Origin of the sequence: Akkermansia sp. JRP_AM1 (genome assembly GCF_049262625.1) — a bacterium.
In the GTDB taxonomy this organism is placed as follows: Bacteria; Verrucomicrobiota; Verrucomicrobiia; order Verrucomicrobiales; family Akkermansiaceae; genus Akkermansia; species Akkermansia massiliensis.
Map to the genome: position 1 here is coordinate 216,829 of NZ_CP118234.1, position 20,736 is coordinate 237,564.

The following is a 20,736-nucleotide window of genomic DNA, read 5'->3' on the forward strand; positions in this document are numbered from 1 at the left end:
AGATAGTGCTTCTGGGATCGTAATTTCGAAAAGAACGGGATGGACATGATATGGACGAGGGCCGGCGCTGGTCAGCGCCGCAGGAATTGTGGCATATTTGAAGTTCTCTAGCAATGTATTTCACAGGCCATCTTTGCATGGCCGGGCGGCAATGAGCCAAACCCGCGCTGCCGGACGCCGGGAACCCTGCGGAGATAAGGCTCACTTTGACCTTGAGCCGGGATGTTTTCCTTCTACACTGGCCTATCATGAGAGCCTTGGTCTATGATTGCAGCGCGGGCATCAGCGGAGACATGAATCTGGCCGCCCTGATTGATTTGGGCGTGGACAGGGAAAGCCTGGAACGGGAGCTGTCCAAATTGCACGTGCACGGGGAATGGAAACTGGAATGCCGCCGTGCGCAGCAGTCCGGCATCCAGGGAACGCGGATTGACGTACTGACGGTGGAAGAAGGCCATTCCGGCCACGGCCATGCACACCATCACCGGACCATGGCGGATATCCGCAGGCTTATTGGGGCAAGCGGCCTTTCAGACGCCGTAAAGCGGACGGCCCTTTCCATTTTCTCCCTGCTGGCGGAGGCGGAGGCCCAGGTGCACGGCACCACGCCGGAGGAAGTCCATTTCCATGAAGTGGGAGCGGTGGACTCCATCATTGACATCACGGGGGCCGCCATCTGCCTGGAGCTGCTCCGGGCGGACGCCGTCTTCACTGGACCGGTGGAACTGGGCTCAGGCACCGTGACCTGCCAGCACGGAACGATGCCCGTTCCGGCCCCGGCCACAGCCCTGCTGGCGAGCCGCTTCCAGTCCACCCTGAACGGAACCACCCATGAGGCCACCACTCCCACCGGAGCAGCTTATATTGCCGCCCTGGCGCGGCCTGTCCCGGCCCCGCTGGCGGGCCGCATCACCGGAACCGGCTACGGCATCGGCCACCGCCAGGGGCTCCCCCTGCCTAATATCCTCCGGGTGATGCTGGTGGAAACGGAGGAACAGGAGAGTTCCCGGAATTGCTGACGGAGCTGTGCGCCAATATAGACGACATGACGCCGGAACAGACCGCCTACCTGGCGGAAAAGCTGATGGAGGCCGGCGCGCTGGACGCCTGGCAGGAGTCCATCTGCATGAAGAAGGGGCGCCTGGCGGTCAAAGTCTGCGCCCTGTGCCTGCCGGAACAGGCGGACCGCGTGAGGGAAGCGTTTTTCCTGCACAGCAGCACGCCGGGGATACGCCAGCATGATACGTGCCGCCACATCCTGCGCCGGGAGAGCGCCTCCGTATGCACTCCCCACGGAACGGTGCATGTAAAAACCTCTTTCATGAACGGACGCCCCCATCACCGGAAGGCGGAATTTGAAGATTGCAGAACCCTGGCGGAAAACACCGGACTGCCGCTGGAACAGTGCCAGTTGATGGGGCTTTTCCCCACCCCCTCCCATGACTTCTCCTCCACAGACTCCGTTTGAACGGCTGCGCGCCGTCCTGCTCCCCAGGGAGCGCATCGCCGTCGCCCTGTCCGGCGGGCTGGACAGCAGCGTGCTGCTGGCTGCTGCCGCCAAGGTTCTGGGGCCGGAACACTGCCTGGCCCTGACCGCGCAAACTCCCTATGTAATGGAGGAGGAAGTGCGGGACAGCGCGGAGCTGTGCCGCCGCCTGGGCATTCGCCAGGAGACACTGGCGTTCCCCATCCTGCCTTCCCTTGCGGATAATCCGCCACTGCGCTGCTACCTGTGCAAGCATGCCCTGTTTTCCGCCCTGGCTGCCAGAGCCGCGGAAGCGGGCTTTCCCCTGCTGGCAGACGGCTCCAACACGGATGACCTGGGCGACTACCGCCCCGGGCGCAAAGCCTTGCAGGAACTCGGCATTCTGAGCCCCTTTCTGGAAGCCGCCATGGACAAGGCGGACATCCGCAGCGTGGCCCGCGGACTTGGCCTGCCGGAGTCCGTCAGCGGCAAGCCGGCCTATGCCTGCCTGCTGACCCGGCTGGAGCACAACCGCCCCGTGACGGAATCCCTGCTGCGGCGCGTGGATGCGGCGGAGGCCTTCCTGCGCTCCCTGGGGCTGAAAGGCTGCCGCGTCCGGGTTCACGGGGACGACCTGGCCCGCATTGAACTGCCGGAGGAGGAACGCGGACTGTTCCGGAGCGGGGAGCTTGCCGCTCCCGTAGCGCACCGCCTGCGGGAGCTGGGCTTCCGCTACATCACCCTGGACCTGGAAGGATATTCCAGAGGCAGCATGAACGAACCATCATGAATGACATTACCGCCATCCTGCATCAGCTTGAGGAAGGCCGCCTTTCCACGGAGGAAGCGGCGGAAAAAATCCGGGCCGCCACTGCGCCCGCATCTTCCCATACGGATATTGATTACGGCCGCCTGGAGCGCACCGGATGCCCGGAAGTGATTTACGGCGCAGGAAAAACCCCGGACCAGATTGAAGAGATAGCCCGCGGCCTGCTTGCCGCCGGACAGAACGTGCTGGCCACGCGCCTGAACGTGGAGGCGCTGGACTACCTGAACCGCGCCTTTCCGGAGGCGGACATGCACCCGGAAGCGCGCCTCATGCGCATCATGGCGAACCCCGTTCCGCAGACGGAGGGCTTCGTCGGCATCGTCAGCGCGGGCACCTCGGACCAGTCCGTAGCGGAGGAAGCCGCCCTGACGGCGGAATTCCTGGGCAGCCGGGTGCTCCGGTACCGGGATTGCGGCGTGGCGGGCCTGCACCGCCTGGTTTCCCATCTGGATTCCATCCGCCGGGCCACCGTGCTGGTGGCTGTGGCAGGCATGGAAGGAGCGCTTCCCAGCGTGCTGGCCGGGCTGGTAAAAGCCCCCGTGATCGCCGTACCCACCAGCGTGGGCTACGGAGCCAATTTCCGCGGAGTAACCACGCTGCTCGCCATGATGAACTCCTGCGCCAACGGCGTGTCCGTCGTCAATATAGACAACGGTTTCGGGGCCGGATTCAACGCTCATCTGGTCAACAGCCTGGCGTCCCGGCCCCGCTGAATGCCGCGGCCGCCGCCCTTCCATGACGGAACCGCCGGCATCCGCCATGGACAGATTCACCGAATGGGCGTTAAATGTCCCGGAAGCATTCCTCACCATCCCATCATGACCAGATTTCCCTTTTTCCATGCCCTTTCCTGCTCCCTGCTGGCCCTGGCCTCCCAGGCGCTGGGGTGGCAGCCCTCCGGAGAATCCGTCCCCGCCGCCCCGCAGGAATTCCGCGCGGCGTGGATTTCCACCGTCCATAACATTGACTGGCCCTCCCGTTCCGGCCTTTCCGGCGCTGCCCAGCGTGCGGAGCTGCTGACGATCCTGAATACCTGCGCTCAGTTGAAGCTGAATGCCGTCTTTCTCCAGGTGCGCCCGAACGCGGACGCCCTGTACCAGTCCTCCCTGGAGCCGTGGAGCCAGTGGCTCTCCGGGCCCGGCGTCAATCCGGGGTATGACCCCCTGGCCTTCGCCATTCAGGAGGCCCACCGCCGCGGCATTGAACTGCACGCCTGGTTCAACCCCTTCCGGGCAAAGGCCAATGTGAAGCACGCCGTGGGGCGCAACCACATTTCCCTCACCCGTCCGGACCTGATGAAACGCAACGGCTCCGTTCTGCTGATGAACCCCAGCGCCTCCGCCTCCCGTGACCACGCGATGAGGGTTATCCTGGACGTCGTGCGCCGCTACGATATTGACGGCGTGCACCTGGACGACTATTTCTACCCCTACCCCACGCCCGGCCGCACCTGGTCCCCCGCCAGCTTCAGCGACGGAAAGTCTCCCTCCCAGCGCCGGGCCTGCATTGACGACTTCGTGCATGACATGTACAAGTCCGTCAAATCCTCCAAACCCTGGGTACGCGTGGGCATCAGCCCGTTCGGCATCTGGCGTCCGGGCGTTCCCGGCGGCATTGAAGCGGGAGTGGACGCTTACGAGCACCTGGCCTGCGACGCCCGCAAGTGGCTTTCCCGCGGATGGGTGGATTACCTGGCCCCGCAGCTTTACTGGCGCTGCAGCCCGGCCAAGCAGAGCTTTCCGGTCCTGATGCAGTGGTGGGCCGCCCAGAACACGAGCCGCCCGGTGTGGCCCGGCATCGCCACCGCGCGCATCATGAGCAGCGAAGACCCGGGGCGCCCCGCCTCTGAAATAGCCGCGCAGGTCAACTATTCCCGCTCCCTGGCCAGAAGCGCCCCCGGGCAGTGCTTCTGGAGCGTCAAATCCATCATGCGGAATGCCGGAGGCATCCAGAAATACCTGAACAGGCTGTATCCCTCCATGGCCGTCCCTCCCGCCATGCCCTGGTGCGGAACCGGAACGCCAGGCCAGCCGCAAATTTTTACGTGGCGGACAACGGTTCCACCGTAACCCTTTCCTGGCAGCCGTCCGGCAATCCCTCCCGGAAATGGGCCGTCCAGGCGCGCTACGGCAGCCAGTGGGCCACGCGCATCCTTCTGCCGGGCAGCCAGACCCGCGTGACGCTGCCCAAATCCTTCCTGGGGGATGCCGGGTCCGTCGCCGTCAGGGGCGTCAGCGCCTACGGAGCCCAGGGCCCCGCCGCGGCGGCCAGAAGGTAGGAAGCTTTTTCCGGCAGCCTCCGGCGGGAAAGGAAAAAAATGCCCGATGTTCTAAGTTTTTTGAACAACTCCAAATCCATCCATGTCCAAACTTCCATGAATTCCCGTGGCGCGGACATGAACAGAAGGCGTTTCATCGCCCTTTCCTCATTGGCGGCGCTGGGAACAATCAGCCAGGCCCGGGCAACAGGGCCGTCTATACAACCACAGCACAAGATGACTAAAAAGCAAGATCCCTCCACGGTCGGCTATGCCGACGGCAAGTACGTGTTACCGCCCCTTCCGTACGCCTACGACGCACTGGAACCCATGCTGGATGAAAAAACCGTGCGCATCCACCATGACAAGCACCATGCGGCCTACGTCGCCGGCGCGAACGCCGCGGCTGAAAAGCTCCGTGAAATCGCGGACGGCAAGCTGGACGCCTCCGCCACTACCAACTGGGTGCGCAACCTGTCCTTCAATGTTTCCGGCCACGTCCTCCACACCATTTACTGGACCAACATGACGCCCGATCCCAAGAAGGAACCGCAGGGCCCCCTGGTGGACGCCATCAAGGAAAAATTCGGTTCCCTGGAAGCCATGATGAAGGAATTCAAGGCCGCCTCCCAGGGCGTGGAAGGTTCCGGCTGGGGCATTCTGGGAGTGGACCCCATGAGCAAGACGCTAGTGATCTGCGGCGCGGAAAAGCACCAGAACCTGGAAATTCCCGGTCTCGTCCCCATCCTCGTCTGCGACGTCTGGGAACACGCCTATTACCTGAAGCACCAGAACCTCCGGGCGGATTATATTGAAGATTTCTGCCGCCTCATCAACTGGGACGACGTGGAACGCCGCTACCAGGAAGCCATGGCGTCCTGACCGGTTCCGGCAGACATTGATTTTTCTTTTTCTTCAACGGCACGGGCCTTCTAAGGTCCGTGCCGTTTTTTGGCGTACTTCCACCCGGCTCTTGCATCCGGCGGAGCAATAGGGCATACTGCCGTGGACTAATTATCTATCACCACGCGCATGAAAAAAGTTTTCGTTTCAGGCTGCTATGACATCGTTCACGCCGGTCACATCCAGTTTTTTGAAGAAGCCCGGGCCCTGGGCGACTATCTGATCGTCTCCTTTGCCTCGGAACCCGTGCTGTGGCACCACAAGCAGCGCAAACCGTCCATTCCGGACGAACACAAGAAAGTGCTGCTGGAAAGCCTGCGCATGGTGGACAAGGTCATTCTGGGCACCGGCATGAAGAAGGGCCTGGACTTTGAAGAGGAATTTCTTCAGGAAAGGCCCGACGTCCTGGCCGTGACGGAGGACGACCTTTACAGCGGCATCAAGAAGGAGCTGTGCTCCCGTGTGGGCGCGAGTTATGTGGTGCTTCCCAAGACGCCTCCCAAATTCGCCCCCGTTTCCACCACCATGCTGGTGAACCGGATCAAGGCCCCGTCCACCGTGCCGCTCCGCGTGGACTTTGCCGGAGGATGGCTGGACGTTCCCCGCTACGCCAGAAAAGGCTCCTATGTGGTCAACTGCGCCATCACCCCCATGGTGTCCCTCTGCGAATGGCCGTATGAAAAGCGGTCCGGACTGGGCGGCAGCGGCGCGTGGGCCATGCTGGAAGGACGCGACCCGGTCGCTTCCGAACTCGCTCTGGGCGTCGGCTGGCAGGACCCCGCCGTCATTGCGGAAACGGGGCTGTGCGTCTGGCGTTCCGGCAGTTCCCCCGTGCTGGACGTCAAGGGCACGGGCGACTTCCTGGAAGGAAGAATGGCCATTCTGTACACGGGGAGGAACACGACACTCCCAGAATGGCGGACGAACAGCGCGATTACGTGCGCATCTCCCAATCCTCCCTCATTGCCCGCACCGGAGTGCTGGAACGCAACATCAACACCCTGGCCGCAGGCGTGGCCCTGTACTACAGCGTTCAGCTTGACGAAGGAATGCAGCCCCTGCCGGACATCCCGAACGCCCTTGCCAAAAAATACCTGGGCGGCGGCTACGGAGGGTACGCCCTGTATCTCTTCCCCTGCCGGGATGACCGCGACCAGGCCGTCAAGGACAATCCGGCCATGAAGCGCGTGGAACCGTACTGCCGCCAACTGTTCAAGTAAGCCCTTCTCTTTCATGTCCCTGATGCGGAACAGCCTGGTAGCCTCCGGCGCCATCTTTGCCTGCCGCCTGACAGGCATGGCCAGGGAAATCGTGTACACTTCCCTGTTCGGCGCTACGGGGGTGCTGGATGCCTTTTATACGGCCTTCCGAATCCCCAACCTGTTGAGGGACCTGTTTGCGGAAGGGGCTCTCTCCCAGTCCTACACCAGCGTAGCCTCCAAAACACGGGAGGCGGAAGGCGACGCGGCCGCCTGGGAGCTGACCAACAAGGTAGCCACCCAGCTTTCCACGCTGATGGTCGCCATCGTGACGCTGGGCATCCTGTTTGCCGGCCCCGTCATGGAGGCCCTTTACAGCGGGGACCATTCCCTGACGGACCAGTTGTTCGCCACGGACCTGAGCCGCATCATGTGGCCATTCATCGGCTTCGCCTCCCTGTCCGCCCTCGTCATGGGGGCCCTGAACATGGTGGGGATCTTCGGGCTGCCCATGCTGGCCTCCGCCGCCTTCAACGTCACCTCCATCCTGTTCGGCCTGCTGATCGGATACTTCATTGACCCCACTTTCGGCCCCAGGGCTTTGTACGGCTTTGCCTGCGGCGTCACGATTGGAGGGGCGGCCCAGATTGCCGTGCAGCTCCCCAAGCTGCGCAAAACCGGCTTCCGGTGGAAGCCCAACTTCCATTGGGACGATCCCCGCGTGCGCAAAATCTGGGGGCTGATGCTTCCCTCCGTGCTGGCTTCCGGCGTCACGCAGTTCACCATCTTCATCAATACGGGTTTCGCCCTGGACCTCCAGAAAGGCTCCGTCACCGCCCTGACCACGGCGTTCCGCCTCTGGCAGCTTCCCGTGGGTCTCTTCGGCGTGGCGACGGGCATGGTGGTCCTCCCCGCGGTTTCCCGCATGATGGTGGGAGACGGCAGGAAGGAAGTGGCTGCCCACATCGCCAAAGGGCTGCGGCTGGTGGCGTTTTTTGCGGTGCCCGCGTTCCTGATCCTTTTCATCCTGGGAACGGAATTCGTCTCCTCCGTGTACCAGTGGGGCCGCTTCAACCAGGAGGCGGTGCGCTATACCGGGGAGGTGCTGGGCGCCTACTCCCTGGGCCTGCTGGGCTACGCCGGGACCAAGGTGGTGCAGCCCGTCTTCCTGGCCCTGGAAAAACGCTGGGTTCCCCTGATCGCCGCCGCCGTGGCGCTGGCCATCAGCATTGGCCTCAACTACTACTTTGTCTACGGCCTGCATAAAAATGCGGCGTGGCTGGCGCTGACCACCTCCGTGGTCACCACCTTCAACTTCCTCTTCTACTTCCTTTACCTGCGCCGCCAGCTGGGCGGCGTGGACGGACGGACGCTGTTCTCTGGCCTGGGCCGCATTCTGGCGGCGGGAGTCCTGCTGGGAGCCGTGTGCTGGGCGGGTAAAACGTGGTTCCTCCAGGGCTTTCTGGACTGGTCCTTCCCGGCCAGGCTCCTGGGCATCTCCCTGGTCTGCGGCTGCGCCGGGATCGTTTACCTGGCGGCGGCCTTCCTGTTCAAGACGCCGGAACTGGACGCGGTACGGGCCAAATTCATGAAACGCTGACATTGAAACTTCCCTTCCGCGAGGGGAGGCGCGCTCTCCGCAAGAAAAAGAATGGTCTTCACAAGCATTCTCCTTGCCAGGGGTGCGCTCAGTGAGTAAAGTTTTTCCGCCTGTGCGGGGAATAGCCTGTTTTCCGCCAGGGCATCAAAATTCTACGATCGCACCACAACAATGGACATGATTTCCCCCAGCATTGCTGCATTGACCCCTTCCCTGACCCTCAAGGTGACCAACCGGGCCAAGGCTATGAAGGCCGCCGGTGAAGAAGTTTACGGTTTGGCAGGCGGTGAGCCGGAAATGGACACTCCTGACAACATCAAGCAGGCAGCCATCACGGCCCTGAATAACGGAGCTACCAAGTACACCCCTTCCGCCGGTCTGCCCGCACTCCGCCAGGCCATTGCCGACAAGCTCAAGAGGGAAAACAATCTGGAATATGATCCCAGCCAGATCACCGTGGGCGCCGGCGCCAAGCACGCCTGCTTCAACGCCATCATGGCGACCGTCTCCGAGGGAGACGAAGTCATCATCCCCTCCCCGTACTGGGTCAGCTATCCGGAAATGGTCCGCATGTGCGGCGGCATTCCCGTCATCGTGGAAACCACGCCGGAAAACGGCTGGAAGCTCACTGCGGAACAGTTTGAGGAAGCCATGACCCCCCGCACCAAGATGGTCATCCTCACCACGCCGAACAACCCGACCGGAGCCGTTTATTCAGAAGAAGAACTGCGCGCCCTGGGAGAAGTGGCCCTGAGCGAAGACATCCTCATCCTGGCTGACGAAATCTACGAACACCTCGTGTACGGAGACACCAGGCACGTCAGCATCGCCTCCCTGAGCCCGGAACTGTACGACCTGACCATCACCATCAACGGCTTCTCCAAGGGCTACGCCATGACCGGCTGGCGCATGGGCTACTCCGCCGCTCCGGCCCCCATTGCCAAGGCCATCCAGATGATTCAGGACCACACCACCTCCAACGTCTGCACCTTCGCGCAGTACGGCGGCATTGAGGCCCTCACGGGAGACCAGAGCTTCATCAGCGACATGCGTGACGAATACGACATGCGCCGCCAGTACGTCCTCTCCCGCCTCAACGCCATCCCGAACGTCAGCGTCGTGGAACCGCAGGGAGCCTTCTACTTCTTTGTGGACACCAGCAAGCTGGGGCTCACCTCCCTGAACCTGTGCGACAAGCTTCTGGAACGCTACAAGGTGGCAGCCGTCCCCGGCATCGCCTTCGGCAATGACAAGGCCATCCGCATCAGCTACTGCACCACGCTGGACATTCTGAAAGAAGCGCTGGACCGCTTTGAAGAATTTGCAAGGCGCACTAAGCGTCAAATACTGATTTTTCCAATCTTCAGGACCGCTTCATTCATGAAGCGGTCTTTTTTATTCCTCATGAGAAGACTTTCCGGCAGGACCGGCAGAAACAAAACACCCGGCAAGAGTGAACTTGCCGGGTGGAGGAAGAGATATGAATTCCTTTGTGCCTAAAAGCTCCGCGTATATCCCAAATTGATCGTCCAGGGACGATCATATTTGTCTCCGTAGACATATTCGTAGTCCAGGTGCACCTGATCGCGGGCGCTGAGCTGCCATGCTACGCCGCAGCCAACCATGCCGCGGGTTCCATCCGTATTCGGACGCCACTGATTGCCGGCGGCCTTTACTTCACCGCCATTGCTTGCCTGCTGCGTAACACCAGTTTTCACGTAGCCCTGCACCAGCTGCCTGCCTCCGTTGACGCTCCATGTGCGTCCGGCTCGCAGGCGTCCGGCAAATTGCCAGACGTCGGCTGCGCTTCCCGCCACCTCCAGGCCCTGGTTCGTGACGATATGCGTGGAACCGGAATGGAGCCATGCGATTTGCACGGAGGGTTCCAGGAACCATCCTCCGGCGCTGCTCCACTGCCGCCCGGCTTCCATGCTCATTCCCAATCCCCAGTTGTCATAGCCGCCACGTTCCGTGCCCCCGGGCTGGACCGCGCTCCATGCGGCATTGTAGCTCATTCCCTTGAGAACCGCGTCCGCAAACCACCCCCTGCTGTGCAGCCATGAGGCGTAAAGGCCTCCGTAACCGCTGTCCGTGCTGCCCTTGCTTCCCCAGCCGTCATGGAAGCGGCGGTCACTCCGGCGATATCCTCCGAAGAGACCGGCAGCCAGCATGCTGTTTCTCCCGGATGCAACAATCCAGTCCGCGCCGCTGTCCGCCCCATACTGGTATTCCGTAAAGCCGCATACTCCGGCGATGCCCAGGTCCGTGTCCGTGCGTCCGGAAGCCGTGCGCGCCCAGTAGTGCCCCCTGGGCGCCTCTCCGGCGTTCCTGGCCTGTTGGTCCTGCTGCCTGTAAAAGTCCGCTCCCATGCGCAGCTCTCCCATGCGTTTGGAGAGGGTGTCAAGCTGTTCAAACCATCCCGTACTCATGCAGCCAAGCACATTGAGCAGTACGCCGCCCAGGTTGTTGTAGCCCTCCGGCGACAGGTCGTATCCATTGCCTGCTGCGTTGAGTTTAAGGCCGTAGGAGTAAAAACCCGCATCAAGCGTTCCGGTAAAGAGCGTTGCCGCATTACTGTCTTCCGCCAGACTGTCCCATGTGATCATGTCGTGTATGAAGGACGGGGAGGAGGGAATGCCGCCTTGCAGGATGAAATGAACCGTGTGCGTGCCGGAAGCCTCCCCGGCGATGGCGATGCGGTCGCTTGTTCCGGCGGCCAGGTTGATGTTCATGGTAAAGGCCTGCGATCCGGAGAGGGAGCCGAGCTTCAATGTGTCACGGCCGCTTCCTTCAAAGGCTACATGCCCTCCGTCGCCCTTCAGGCCTCCCGAAAGCTGGAAGTCCTGCCCTGTGCCCGATGTATTGGCCAATAGGAGCGTTCCGGTGTTGGCAAGCGCCGATTCCACCTGCGCGCTGGTGAAGACATACATGGCGTCCGTGTTGGAGAATGCCTGGCCGCCCTTGAGCAAGCCTTGCAGAATAAACCCTTTACTGTTGGTTTGTGCGGTGGCGGCCGTGTCAAATGTTGTACCTTCCTTGACCTCCAGGATTCCGGCGCTGAAGAGGTTGTCCGCTCCGGCAGTGACCAGGCCGGAATTGATGAGGGTTCCCCCGTGTGGCTCGTGGCGGAGGTGATGGTGATGCCGGCCGCGTCACTATTCAGCTGCAGCGCGCCGCCGCCTGTAATCCGGGCGATGAGCGTCCGGTCGCTGTCCGGATCGGCCGGAGCGTCCAGAACCCAGGTTTTCCCATCATGGATGTTCAATTCCTTGAGTCCGTAGGTGAGATGGATCCCCGTCTGGCCGCTGTGCTCATTGGTGCCGGCTACGGCAATGTAGCTGTAGGTCGCGGTAACGGTATCCTGATAGGTAACTTCGCGTTCCTCGCCGCCGGTGATGGCTTCGCCCGTATCGGCATCCACCAAGTCCAGAAGAGTTGTATTCGCGACGTTCCCGGCTTGTACCACCAGCAGGGCGTCCGCGTTGATGGTGCCGTCCAGAGCCAGTTCCTGAAGATCGCGGTCCAGGAAGCCCGGCTGGGGAGCTATGTGGTCCAGACTGTCTTTCAGACCGGAGACGGCCAGCGTGGATGCCGACGTGATGTCAAGACTGCCGGAGACGGAGAGCTGGTGTTCCAGCCGGGAAGCGTCACCATCCACCTGGACGGTAAGCGTTCCTCCGGCCAGATGCAGCTTGCTGATGGAAAAATTTTCCGCGACGGAGAGTTCGGAGCCGCTTCCGAGCCGCAGGGTTGCGGTGCCGAGCACGGTTTGTCCTGTGGCGTCCGGACGGAGCCGGGTATCAGTCAGGGCAATGGTTCCGCCAAATCCGGCCAGCGAATCCGGGAGGGTTACGGTGCCTGCGGACCGGATGTCCAGTGTGCCGGAACCTGTGATGTACGCGCCTGAGCCGGTCCGAATCTGTTCCATGTCGTTAATCAGGATGCTGCCTTCGTTGAGCGCAACTCCGTTCGTGAACAGATTGGTTCCGGTATTCCTCAGGTCAAGGACTCCCTGTCCGGTTTTGAGCATTGCGTCGGAAGCTGTGACGTTTCCGTTCAGCAGGAGCGTGCCTTCGGTGTCTACCGTGCCGTTGAGAACGATCGAGGCGGCATTGATCTCGCTGACGGCGCCTTTGCTTCGAAGAGTGGCTCCGGCATTAAGCGTAAAGGAGGTTCCCGTGTCCGTCATGCTCCCCGTGCGGCCGAAAACGACCCCGTCCCTGAGTTCCAGCGTACCTCCGTATACAGTGGTTTTTCCCCGGAAATTGTTGTAACGGCTGGCAACCAGATGGGCGTCCGTACCCTGATAGCGTGTTCCGCTGAAGACGACCGTGCCGGAGGTGTCGTGATCAGTCCCATTGTCATCCGTATACCGGTTGATCGCGAGCGTTATTGCGTAGTCCGTTCCTGAGGTGATCGGGTCGTCAAACTGGATGTTCCGTCCTTCTCCGGCCGCCAACTGCAAAGAGCCTAACCTTTCAACATGGATGGCGTTGGCTGTTCCCCCGTCTACGGTAAACGTTCCGTTATCGTTGCGCGTGAAGGTTCCCCCTGTCATATTGCCGCTGAAAAGAACGTCGTGGGTCTGCGCCAGGAATTGCTGGGCGGCGTTGGTGCCGAAATTGTTGATCAGGATGGCTCCCCCTGCCGTGGGCGCGTAATTGTTCGTGAAATTCGCCCCGTCCCGAATGGTCAGCTGCTGATTCTTCAGGTAAATCGCTCCGCCACTTCCGGAAGACGCCTGAATGTAATTTCCGGTGAAGGAAACGTTGGCTCCCAGAGTGCAGGCCCCCCTGAAGACATCCAGATGGCACCTCCGTCACCGGATGACGCGGAGATATAGTTGCCCGTGAAGCTTGCACCCGCCCCAACGGTGAGGGATGCAGGGCCTCCATTTGCCCGCACCGCAACCGCCCCGCCGGCCCCTTTTCCCGTTCCGGCGGCCAAGATGTAATTCCCGGTGAAGACGGCTCTGTCTCCCAGTGTGACGGAGGCGTCTCTAATCGTGATGTAGGTGCTGATCGCCCCCCCTTCACTGGCTGCTCCGTCTGCCGAGGTGGAAATATGGTTGCCGCTGAAAGTCGCGCGGTCTCCCAGGGTAATGGAGGTGGCGTTTCTATCGGCGCCTATCGCTCCTCCGTAGCTGGACTTGCCAGCCTGGACATAGTTGTCCGTGAATGTGGCGTCATCACCTATTTCAATGGAGGAGGAACCGCCCTTGGTAAACATTGCGCCGCCCCCGCCGCCTGCTTTGTCTGACGCCAAAACATGGTTGGCATGGAAAACGGCGCCGTTGCCCAGAGTGATCCGGGCGTCGTTGGAGAACGCCAGAACTGCGCCTCCTCTAACCTCTCCGCTTGCGGAAGATGCGTAATTTCCGGTGAAAACGGCATTGTCATCCAGCGAGACTGAAGCGAGACCTTGACCCTGAATGGCAATCGCGCCGCCGCCCGGAGCGGTGGAATCATCATAGATTCCCGTATTGTTGCGGAACGTGACCGCTCCGGTAAGATTCAGAGTGGCATTGCTGCCAAATCCCTCCACACGCAGAACCCGGTTGCCCGCATTCTCCCAGATGATGGAATTCATGTCAGCGCCATGGTCTCCTTTCTTCAGGAAAAACATGGGAGTTGTTCCCAGCCCAGCCAGATCCAGCGTGCGCGCTGCCGCCGTGTTGTCGGACTGAACGTTAATGAGAAGATTCAGGCCTCCTGTCAGCGTGGAGTCGTCGTTATGCAGGACAACCGTGTCGTTGGCACGCAGCAAACCGGACGCCCTCAATTCTTCCAATGTGCCGTACAGGTTGCTGCCCGGCATGGCGGACTGGGTGTTGTTCACCGTGTAGTCCGCACCGGATGCGGCCGGGAAGGTGCAGATGAACAGGCTCGCAAGCACGTAGCGGAGCAAAGAGGAAGGAAGATGTAGTCTCATGGTATTGAATGGATTTGGAAACGGATTAGTCGATTTTGAGCAATTTTCAGAAGTTATACGCTTGAAAGGCTATATTAGGCTATGACTGGGGAATCGGCAGCTGCGCGCGCAGCAAAACAGGATAAGTTTAGCAGGAGATAAAATCGTGACGCTGAATGGTTCATGGATATAAATGTCATGTTTTCCAGTAGGGAATGAATGCAAATTAGCGGATTTCCAATCCGGAGACAGGGCCCATGCGCCAACGGCTTGAAAGAAGGCTCCATCCCTGGAACGGGAAATAATATCAATGCAACTAACCTATAACATTTTGACGACAAGCTTTTTGGTTCCTTGAAAAATCCTGATGGCAACAGGAAGAATAGAAAAATTCCCATCTGTTTCTTTCCCGAATGCACGTCTTCCGTCCATTCAAATTTTCTGTCTATGGTCCAAATAATTTTGTATTAAATGCTTTTTTTCAAATTTATAGCTTGTCTCCGGATTGGAAATCCGATTTTGATACAAATAATTGATTGTGAGATTCATAGAAATCGCTTCAACACTGAGGCAGAAAGAAACAATGAAAATGAAAGCAAAAGGGAAAGAAGGACTTACAGCGCAAACCCGGCGGCCGCGCCATAGCCCTAAGCGTAAAATCAACGAAGAACTCATCAAACTGGTTATGGAGCTCCGAAAGGTTCGCAACATTGGAATCCGGCTGCTCAATGTGAACTTCTTTTGAAGCAGGGGAAGAAAAGTCATTCCCCATTCAGCCTATTCAGACAGACCGTTCTTTGCAGAACCGGAGCTTCCCCGGCTCAAAAAACTGATGGATTGAAGGACAAATTATCCCGTTCTACCAGAATGCAGACAAGATACGGAAAGAAGCCGGACGTGCTGAAGGAAGCGCTGGACCGCTTCGAAGAATTTGCAAGGCGCACTAATCGCCGACTCAGCTACTTCCCACTTTCCAGGGACCGCCTCATTCATGGAGCGGTCCTTTTATTCTTCGGGGGAAGGCTCGCCGTCCCCCTGTGACACCCGGCACCAGAATCCCCCGTCCAGCTCCGGCATCAAAGGCTTATAGCCGTGCTGCCGCAGAAAAGAATCATCATCCCGTGAACTGGTGTGGATGATGTCCGGTATACCCTGCTCAATGTAATCATACTGCTCCCTGACCATTTCCTCCGACGGGAAGTTTTGAAGGAACCAGTATCTTCCGCACGGCTTCCAGTCCCAGGTAATGCCGAAGCCCCTGTCCAGCCAGCCCAGATACAGGACGGAGGCTTCGGAAAAAGAGGCCAGCCGTTCCCGGACGGCGGGGGAATAAAACTCCCTGCCATTCCAGACAAAGTCTCCTTTCCGGACGGCGCCCGTCAGCCCGGCAGCCACTCCGGTCCCCGTGAGGCAGGCGATTGCCAGCGTTGCGGCCGCCATCCGCGGCATGCACAGGGAAAAGCGCCGTTCCGCCCGGGCCACAAAGAAGATAGTCACCCAGATCATCATGGGTGAAAGGATGGAATTGTAATAGTAGTTGTACACGCTGAACATCTCCACCTTGAAGAAGATATACAGCAGGGCCGTAAAGAGGAGCGCCTTTTGCGTTTTTAATTGACGCCAGCCCGCTATCGCCAGAGCCCAGATGACGGCCACCCACATCAGTACGTCGGACAGGCAGCGGACCGGAGCCGGCCTGAGCAGCCTGGCCCACCATGTGGTATCCTGGGACACCGTTCCATAACGCACGGAGCACAACAGGTACTCATTCATCGCTTCTTTCCAAACACCGTTGGATACCAGCCAGGCCGAACAGGGGACAACCACGGCCAGGAAGCCGGCTAGCGCCACCCCTAAAGCCACCGCCGCTTCTTTTCTCCGCCCGTTCCACCACAGCCACAGGCACAGAACCCCGCCTAAAGCGCACACGGGAAAGGCTATGGAGAACTTCATCATGGAGGCTGCCCCGGCAAATACCCCGGCCGTGCCGAACAGAAACAGCAGGCTGCGCCTGTCCCGCATCCGGAAATACCGGACCAGCCCGTAAACCACGGCCGCCATCCCCGGCCAGCACAATTCCTCCACCCCTCCCCCGCGCTGGAAGGGAAACGAATCAAACAGAAACAGGCACAACAGCATGGAAGCCAGCAGGCTGCCGCGTTGTGACAGATAAAAACGCGCCGTCCCGCAAGCCAGCAGAAGCGTCGTAAAAAGGGTTACGCACTGAATGAGGAATATTCCGGCAAATGAATGCCCGTCAATCCACGCGGCGGCATAATAAATCCAAACCAGCAGGGGCCCCTTGCTGTCCGCCATTTCCACATAGGGGAGAAGCCCGTGAAGCAGCCCCCGCCCGAACATGAAAAAAATGGAAGGGTCCGGAGATGGATAAAAGGAGTACAAGGGAGAGGTATCCGAACACGCTCCAATCACGATAACGGACCAGATAAGAAGCGTCAGCGGGATTTTCCACCCCAGCATAGCCATGGAATCATTTTTCCCTGTCATAGGTTGGGTAGCAACAAGTGGGATTGTGCGGATTACAAATCCGAACTAGATAGGCAACAATGCGAATGTAAGAAGAATATTCATCATATTCAAGCATATATGACAATTTCTAACAAATATTCTTCTTGTTAAGAATATCCGGGGAAATAATGGGTAGAGTTGGAGAAATGCATTTGATATGAAAAAGTAGTATTGACTTCGGATTTGTAATCCGCAACAGGCCGTGACACGGAAATGTACGCCATGCCTCGCAACCGGGTTGCCCTGTCCGGAAAGGCATGATTAAATGAATCTTATATGAATACCCCCGTTCTCAATGACAACCTGCGCGCCGCCACGGAAGCCCTTTGCAACCTGCTTGCCAAGGAAGACCAGGTTGTGGCCTCCAAGGCAAAAATCGGCCTCTTTTTCCAGAATCCGGAGGCAACCAAGCTTTTTGAAGAAGTAAACGCCTACGGAGAAGAACTGCGCAACAAGCACTTGGCCGGCATGCCCCCCACGGAAGAGGAAATCTCCAAGTTCGATACCCTGCGTGAAAACGTTGTCAAGAACGATGCCGCCCGCGGCTTCCTGGAAGCCCGCCAGACCATCGATGAACTCCTGAACACCATCAATCATTATCTGGGCATGTCCATCGACCTTGGCCGTGCGCCCACTCCGGAAGAAATCGAGGAAGCCCGGCAGCGCGCCATGAGCGCCCAGACTTCCTGCTCCTGTGGCGGCAGCTGCGACAAGGAAAGCTGCGATTGCGACGGCAATTGCGACCACGACCACGATCACAAGGACGGGGGCTGCGGCTGCGGCAACCACTAAAAAAGCGATCTTTCAACCTTTCGTCAAACGGCTTCACTCCCAGGTGAAGCCGTTTTTCATTGACGGCATGCGTCAACGCCGCCCTTCCAGGACATGTACGTATCCAGTCCGGCACACGCCCTGGCCTGAAAACCGTCAGGGGCTTCACAAGCCTTTGCGGCAACCGGAAAAACTGAGCGCCAGCGAACCAATATCAAAAATTGCGGCCCATGACCGCATATTCTCTCAGATGCCGCAGAAGCCTGCGGCGTTCCATAAAGGCTTTTTCAAAAGAGGGCCGCATTTGCACGCCGCCTGCATTTTCCCCACCCCGCTTTCTTCATCAGGACGGGCAAGACGCTTGAACGGGAGATGGGCCCATGTTAGCCTCATTCTAAGGAATCATGACTTTTTCCAACCGCCCAGCTTCCGCTTCCCTGCCGTTTATCAAAACGGATTTCCCGTTGTTCCTGGCTCCGATGGCCGGAGTAACGGACCCCATTTTCCGCACCATCTGCAAGGAACTGGGGGTTGACGTCATGGTGACGGAGTTCGTCTCTGCGGAAGGCATTCTCCAGGCATGGGAGAGAAACCGGAGGTACACGAAGATAGAAGACGCGCACCGCCCCATAGGCATTCAGCTTTTCGGCGCGGACGGGAACCACATGGGAGAGGCCGCCAGAATAATCCTGGACCATGAGAAACCGGATTTCATCGATATCAACTTCGGCTGTCCGGTCCCCAAAGTGGTGGGCAAAAATGGAGGGTCCTCCCTGCTGAAAGACCTTCCCCTGCTGGCCTCCGTGGCCGGAGGCGTGGTGAAAGCCGTGGGCGACCGCATCCCCGTCACGGCCAAAATACGCATTGGCTGGGATTTCCAGAGCCTGTGCGCCATGGACGCGTGCCGCCTGCTGGAGGATGAAGGAATTTCCATGATTACCATTCACGGGCGCACCCGTTCCCAGCAGTATTCCGGCACGGCCAACTGGGACATCATTGACGAATGCGCACGGGCCATGTCCGTGCCGGTCATCGGGAACGGGGATATTTCCACCCCGCAGGCGGTAGCGTACGTGAAGGAAAACACAGCCGTCAGCGGCGTCATGATTGGCCGGGCGGCCATGGAGAATCCATGGATTTTCGGAGACGCCAAATATTATCTGCTGCACGGCGCCATGCCTCCGGCCAGGGATCCGCAGGAAAAGACGGACCTGATCCTGCGTCATGCCCGGATGGCCCTGGAGTCCCGCCATTACGGGGACGAACTCCACACCATGCGCCACATGAGGTCCCGCATTCTGGCTTACACGAAGGGGTTTCCGGGAGCCAAGGAAATGCGCTCCCGCCTGGCTCGCGTCTCCAGCATGGCGGAGCTGGAAGACCTGCTTTCCACCCTTCCCCGCCGGCGCTCCTGAGAGCGGGAAAAATCCCGCCCTCCGGGAGATTCCGCAGGCCCGGCAAGCGGCATGGGAGGAAGGCCGTCTTCCCCTTCCCCCTCCGCACCTGAAAAAAAATGCCCTTTTGAGGGAAGCTAAGTTGACTTTACGCCTCGAACCTGTCAGAAATAGGGGAGTATCCTGCCGTCCCGTTTCGGCAGACTTCCAACCATAGACTCCAGAGATCGACGTGTACTCCAACGAATCATATCTCATCGAACTTCTTACGCAGGCCGGCTATCTGAATGAAGAGATTCTTCAATACGCGCGCAGTCAAAAATCTCCCACCCAGGACCTGGTCGATTTCCTGATCCAGGCCAATTATCTTACAGAAGACGTCATCGCGCAGGTGGCGGCTTCCACATCCCTGCTGCCCGTCGTGGACCTGGGCTCCATGCACATTCCCCAGGAGGTGCGCGAACTCATCACGCCGGAGCTCGCCAGGCGCTTCCGGGCCATCCCCATTTCCGACGACGGCTTTTCCGTCAACATCGCCATTGACGACCCGCTGAATCTGGAAACCATGGACAGCCTGCCCCAACTGATGGGGCGCGACGTGATTTTCAGCGTCGCCACCCACAGCGCGGTGGAAAGCCGCCTGAAAGAATTTTACCGTGACCTGACCGTTCCGGCAGACGCCGCCGGCCTGGATGGGGACGACGGAGACGCGCCCATCATCCGCCTGGTGCAGCAGATGCTGACGGACGCCTTCAAGATGCGGGCGTCCGACATTCACATTGAGCCCATGGAAAACCGGCTCCGCATCCGCTACCGCGTGGACGGCAAGCTGGTGGAGGTGGCCACTCATCCCAAGAAGCTGCTCAGCCCCATCATCGCGCGCCTCAAAGTGATGAGCACCACCATGAGCATCGCGGAAAAGCGCATGCCCCAGGACGGCCGAATCCAGATGAACATCGGCGGCAAGCAGATTGACCTCCGCGTGTCTTCCGTGCCCAGCAACCATGGGGAAAGCATCGTCATGCGTATTCTGGACAAGTCAGCCCTGGTGCTGGGTCTCCCCCAGCTCGGGTTCTTCTCGGATGATGAAGCCGTGTTCGACCGCCTCATCACTCTTCCGGACGGCATCATCCTGGTAACGGGCCCCACCGGTTCCGGTAAGACCACTACCCTTTACGCGTGCTTGAACCACATCAACCGCCCGGATAAAAAGATCATCACGGTGGAAGACCCCGTGGAATACGAACTTTCCGGCATCAACCAGGTGATGGTAAAGGCGGACATCGGCATGACCTTTGCCGCCGCCCTGCGCGCCATGCTCCGCCAGGCCCCCAACATCATCATGATCGGGGAAATTCGAGACATGGAGACGGCCAGCATCGCCATCAACGCCTCCCTGACGGGTCACCTGGTATTTTCCACCCTCCACACCAATGACGCCCCCAGCGCCGTGGCCCGTCTGGCGGACATCGGCATCAAACGCTTCCTGATCGCCTCTTCTGTCCGGGCCATCATGGCCCAGCGTCTTGTCCGCAAGCTGTGTGACCGCTGCAAGGTGGACGGCGTGCTGACGGAAAAGCAGGCGCATACGCTGAACATTGACATGTCCCGTCTCACTCCGGGCCAGATCAAGGCCCCCCACGGCTGCGACTTCTGCCGCGGCGGCGGGTTCAAGGGACGGATGGGCCTGTTTGAAATTTTCGAGATCGACGACGAAGTGCGACGCATGATCAACGAGAACCTGACCTCCCCCCAGCTGCGCCAGCGCGCCCGGGAACTGGGCATGAGAACCCTGAGAGAGGACGGCGTGCGCAAGGTGCTGGCCGGCCTCACCTCTCCGGAAGAAGTGCTGAACGTCACCATGGGAGACGCCAACTGA

The 20,736-nt window shown here is 59.6% G+C and carries 17 protein-coding genes; 13 read left to right on the plus strand and 4 right to left on the minus strand.

Annotated features, from left to right (window positions below; translation table 11 throughout):
• Window positions 1-248 precede the first annotated feature (248 nt).
• The 10 genes from PVA48_RS00940 to PVA48_RS00985 all read left to right on the plus strand — a co-directional run bounded on the left by PVA48_RS00940 (window position 249) and on the right by PVA48_RS00985 (window position 9,753).
• The gene (locus PVA48_RS00940; protein WP_423232088.1) at window positions 249-1,019 is read left to right on the plus strand and encodes a LarC family nickel insertion protein; all 771 of its coding nucleotides are present in this window, start codon (window positions 249-251) and stop codon (window positions 1,017-1,019) included.
• The gene (gene larC / locus PVA48_RS00945; RefSeq protein ID WP_423232089.1) at window positions 1,013-1,468 is read left to right on the plus strand and encodes a nickel insertion protein; all 456 of its coding nucleotides are present in this window, start codon (window positions 1,013-1,015) and stop codon (window positions 1,466-1,468) included. Before PVA48_RS00940 ends, larC begins: the two co-directional genes overlap by 7 nt.
• Entirely contained in the window at window positions 1,440-2,255 is an 816-nt protein-coding gene (gene larE / locus PVA48_RS00950; protein ID WP_423232090.1) for an ATP-dependent sacrificial sulfur transferase LarE, read from the plus strand. Before larC ends, larE begins: the two co-directional genes overlap by 29 nt.
• Window positions 2,252-3,007, plus strand: coding sequence for a nickel pincer cofactor biosynthesis protein LarB (larB, locus tag PVA48_RS00955; RefSeq protein WP_022396648.1), 756 nt, complete (start codon window positions 2,252-2,254; stop codon window positions 3,005-3,007). The genes larE and larB overlap by 4 nt, the downstream gene beginning before the upstream one ends.
• A gap of 105 nt (window positions 3,008-3,112) precedes the next feature.
• On the plus strand, window positions 3,113-4,363 hold the full coding sequence (locus PVA48_RS00960) for a glycoside hydrolase family 10 protein (protein WP_423232091.1): 1,251 nt from the start codon (window positions 3,113-3,115) through the stop codon (window positions 4,361-4,363).
• Window positions 4,339-4,572, plus strand: a complete 234-nt coding sequence (locus PVA48_RS00965; RefSeq protein WP_423232092.1) for a hypothetical protein — start codon at window positions 4,339-4,341, stop codon at window positions 4,570-4,572. Before PVA48_RS00960 ends, PVA48_RS00965 begins: the two co-directional genes overlap by 25 nt.
• A 96-nt stretch (window positions 4,573-4,668) precedes the next feature.
• Entirely contained in the window at window positions 4,669-5,433 is a 765-nt protein-coding gene (locus PVA48_RS00970; protein WP_249852994.1) for a superoxide dismutase, read from the plus strand.
• A 150-nt stretch (window positions 5,434-5,583) separates the two neighbouring features.
• Window positions 5,584-6,636 carry an adenylyltransferase/cytidyltransferase family protein gene (locus PVA48_RS00975; protein WP_423232093.1) on the plus strand — a complete coding sequence of 351 codons (1,053 nt, stop codon included), beginning with the start codon at window positions 5,584-5,586 and terminating at the stop codon, window positions 6,634-6,636.
• A gap of 51 nt (window positions 6,637-6,687) precedes the next feature.
• Complete coding sequence (murJ, locus tag PVA48_RS00980; protein ID WP_102728263.1) at window positions 6,688-8,253, plus strand: murein biosynthesis integral membrane protein MurJ; 1,566 nt, start codon at window positions 6,688-6,690, stop codon at window positions 8,251-8,253.
• A gap of 171 nt (window positions 8,254-8,424) precedes the next feature.
• On the plus strand, window positions 8,425-9,753 hold the full coding sequence (locus PVA48_RS00985; protein WP_423232094.1) for a pyridoxal phosphate-dependent aminotransferase: 1,329 nt from the start codon (window positions 8,425-8,427) through the stop codon (window positions 9,751-9,753).
• On the opposite strand, the gene PVA48_RS00990 is transcribed toward PVA48_RS00985, so the two are convergent.
• The 4 genes from PVA48_RS00990 to PVA48_RS01005 form a co-directional block, all read right to left on the minus strand.
• On the minus strand, window positions 9,750-11,123 hold the full coding sequence (locus tag PVA48_RS00990; RefSeq protein WP_423232095.1) for an autotransporter outer membrane beta-barrel domain-containing protein: 1,374 nt from the start codon (window positions 11,121-11,123) through the stop codon (window positions 9,750-9,752). The two genes, PVA48_RS00985 and PVA48_RS00990, sit on opposite strands and share 4 nt — an antisense overlap.
• A complete protein-coding gene (locus tag PVA48_RS00995; RefSeq protein ID WP_423232096.1) occupies window positions 11,072-12,811 on the minus strand; it encodes a hypothetical protein in 1,740 nt (579 codons plus the stop codon). Before PVA48_RS00995 ends, PVA48_RS00990 begins: the two co-directional genes overlap by 52 nt.
• A 149-nt stretch (window positions 12,812-12,960) precedes the next feature.
• The gene (locus PVA48_RS01000) at window positions 12,961-14,184 is read right to left on the minus strand and encodes a hypothetical protein (RefSeq protein ID WP_423232097.1); all 1,224 of its coding nucleotides are present in this window, start codon (window positions 14,182-14,184) and stop codon (window positions 12,961-12,963) included.
• A 984-nt stretch (window positions 14,185-15,168) separates the two neighbouring features.
• The gene (locus PVA48_RS01005) at window positions 15,169-16,650 is read right to left on the minus strand and encodes a glycosyltransferase family 39 protein (protein ID WP_215709548.1); all 1,482 of its coding nucleotides are present in this window, start codon (window positions 16,648-16,650) and stop codon (window positions 15,169-15,171) included.
• A gap of 318 nt (window positions 16,651-16,968) precedes the next feature.
• Between PVA48_RS01005 and PVA48_RS01010 the strand changes: the two genes are divergently transcribed.
• From PVA48_RS01010 to PVA48_RS01020, 3 genes are all read left to right on the plus strand, one after another.
• Window positions 16,969-17,484 carry a YlbF family regulator gene (locus tag PVA48_RS01010; RefSeq protein ID WP_022396637.1) on the plus strand — a complete coding sequence of 172 codons (516 nt, stop codon included), beginning with the start codon at window positions 16,969-16,971 and terminating at the stop codon, window positions 17,482-17,484.
• A gap of 383 nt (window positions 17,485-17,867) precedes the next feature.
• Complete coding sequence (gene dusB / locus PVA48_RS01015; RefSeq protein ID WP_102726974.1) at window positions 17,868-18,878, plus strand: tRNA dihydrouridine synthase DusB; 1,011 nt, start codon at window positions 17,868-17,870, stop codon at window positions 18,876-18,878.
• A 211-nt stretch (window positions 18,879-19,089) separates the two neighbouring features.
• Window positions 19,090-20,736, plus strand: coding sequence for a GspE/PulE family protein (locus PVA48_RS01020; RefSeq protein WP_022396635.1), 1,647 nt, complete (start codon window positions 19,090-19,092; stop codon window positions 20,734-20,736).

Bases quoted from the DNA above. Each gene is read 5' to 3' on its own strand.
- PVA48_RS00960 (WP_423232091.1), top strand. From the start codon at position 3,113: ATGACCAGATTTCCCTTTTTCCATGCCCTTTCCTGCTCCCTGCTGGCC.
- murJ (WP_102728263.1), top strand. From the start codon at position 6,688: ATGTCCCTGATGCGGAACAGCCTGGTAGCCTCCGGCGCCATCTTTGCC.
- PVA48_RS00940 (WP_423232088.1), top strand. From the start codon at position 249: ATGAGAGCCTTGGTCTATGATTGCAGCGCGGGCATCAGCGGAGACATG.
- PVA48_RS00975 (WP_423232093.1), top strand. From the start codon at position 5,584: ATGAAAAAAGTTTTCGTTTCAGGCTGCTATGACATCGTTCACGCCGGT.
- PVA48_RS01010 (WP_022396637.1), top strand. From the start codon at position 16,969: ATGAATACCCCCGTTCTCAATGACAACCTGCGCGCCGCCACGGAAGCC.
- PVA48_RS00970 (WP_249852994.1), top strand. From the start codon at position 4,669: ATGAATTCCCGTGGCGCGGACATGAACAGAAGGCGTTTCATCGCCCTT.
- PVA48_RS00995 (WP_423232096.1), bottom strand. From the start codon at position 12,811: ATGACAGGGGGAACCTTCACGCGCAACGATAACGGAACGTTTACCGTA.
- PVA48_RS01000 (WP_423232097.1), bottom strand. From the start codon at position 14,184: ATGAGACTACATCTTCCTTCCTCTTTGCTCCGCTACGTGCTTGCGAGC.
- PVA48_RS00985 (WP_423232094.1), top strand. From the start codon at position 8,425: ATGGACATGATTTCCCCCAGCATTGCTGCATTGACCCCTTCCCTGACC.
- dusB (WP_102726974.1), top strand. From the start codon at position 17,868: ATGACTTTTTCCAACCGCCCAGCTTCCGCTTCCCTGCCGTTTATCAAA.
- larE (WP_423232090.1), top strand. From the start codon at position 1,440: ATGACTTCTCCTCCACAGACTCCGTTTGAACGGCTGCGCGCCGTCCTG.
- larB (WP_022396648.1), top strand. From the start codon at position 2,252: ATGAATGACATTACCGCCATCCTGCATCAGCTTGAGGAAGGCCGCCTT.
- PVA48_RS01005 (WP_215709548.1), bottom strand. From the start codon at position 16,650: ATGGCTATGCTGGGGTGGAAAATCCCGCTGACGCTTCTTATCTGGTCC.